The organism is Microcystis sp. M53603_WE2 (genome assembly GCF_030065435.1).
Genome location: NZ_JASJFF010000795.1, coordinates 1 through 1,744, shown reverse-complemented (window position 1 = coordinate 1,744; position 1,744 = coordinate 1). Strand labels below are relative to the sequence as shown.

General features: G+C 45.5%; 1 protein-coding gene. It reads left to right on the top strand.

What is annotated here, in order from left to right:
* Positions 1 to 893 precede the first annotated feature (893 nt).
* A partial coding sequence (locus tag PX481_RS16995; RefSeq protein WP_288095113.1) for a M16 family metallopeptidase occupies positions 894 to 1,744 on the top strand: 851 nt, incomplete at its 3' end.

The window sequence follows — 1,744 nt, the reverse complement described above, 5'->3', positions numbered from 1 at the left end:
CCTGACAGGGGGACAAGCTGGCTGAACTCCTTACAGCACAAGCTTTTTGGGGTGTTCGAGCGAAAAAGTTCGATGCAGATCACCCCCCATTGTTGATAAAGATTTCTAATAAGCTCGCCCAAATCCCTGATTCTCTCGTTAGCTTTTTGGCTGAAAGGGATGTATCTATTTGTAACTGAGGAGCCTAAAAACCTTTGTGGACAACGCTTTGAGATGTCTTGTCCCCCTGTCAGCAAACAACCTATTTTATCCTAACGCTCTTCTGGAACTTTCGGAAATCCCCGACCGAATCCAGATTCTGAAACCCTTGCTTGACAAGTGATCGCTAACTTTTTTTCTCATAAAAACTCAAATATCGGGTTTCTGTTAGTTAGCGATAGCTTGAAGGCTTACCCCATAAGAGAGCTAGAGTTTAGAGACTGTAAGATTTTTGCCAGAGTCCCAGAAGAGCGCTAACCTGTAGAGCATCGGATTGTCAAGATTTTGTAAACACTGAGCTTTTACATTGAGCCTGTCGAAATGTCGTGCTTCGCTGTTTTATACTGGTCGGGGTTTCATCCCGTCGCTAAGTGCGAGGGTCTTCACCCCGACATTCAAGATAAAACCTCCTCTACCGAATCACCACCAAAACCTGATTTAGGGGTTACAAAGGTGAGATGCTCCCCTTTTAGACTTTATGCTCGATGATGCCATCCCTAGGGCTCTCGTTAATTCTTCTTGATGTTGGATTGGGACGTACCGGGCAAAAGGGTTTGATGTTCCGTATCATTTGCTACATTCTGAATTTGGAATTGCTGGCCAACACCTGATCTTGTTGGCTCTGTGAAAGTCTGGGACTACAATAGAGAAAAGTGACAATTTTTGCCAGAGTGATCACCGAGGACTAATAAAGAATGACGGCTATCCTAGGGAAACCTGCCACACTTAACACTCCGATTCTGCACCGTCTTGCCAATGGTTTAACGATTATTGCCGAAAGTCAACCGGTAGAAGCGGTTAATCTCAATGTCTGGCTGCAGGTCGGCTCGGCCTTAGAATCGGATCAGATCAATGGGATGGCTCATTTTCTCGAACACATGGTTTTTAAGGGAACCCGTAACTTAGACAGTGGTGAATTTGAACGGGCGATCGAATCGAGAGGAGCGGTGACTAATGCCGCTACTAGCCAAGAATACACCCATTATTACATTACCACTGCCCCGCAGGACTTCGCCCATCTGGCCCCGCTCCAGCTAGAAGTGGTTTTAGAAGCTTTAATCCCCGATGAGGCTTTTGAGCGGGAAAGACAGGTTATTTTAGAAGAAATTCGTCGTTCTCAGGATAATCCCCGTCGTCGCACTTTTTATCGCACCATGGAGACTTGTTTTCAAGTTTTACCCTATCGTCGTCCGGTGTTGGGTCCGATGGCAGTGATTGAAAATCTTACTGCTCAACAAATGCGCGATTTTCATCGGACTTGGTATCGTCCCGAATGGATGACGGTGGCGGTGGTGGGTAATTTGCCTGTAGATGATTTAATGGCTATTGTGAGCGATTCTTTAGATACTTTAGGCAGTAAGGGCAATTCTGGGCTTATTTCTCATCCTATCGCTAATCTACAGCCCGAAGCTCCTTTTAACGAGATTATCCGTCAAGAATACGAGGATGAAAATTTGCAGCAGGCCCGCTTAATCCTATTTTGGAAAGTGCCGGGGTTGAGAGACTTAGAAAAAACCTATCCTCTCGATGTTTTAGCGGCTATTCT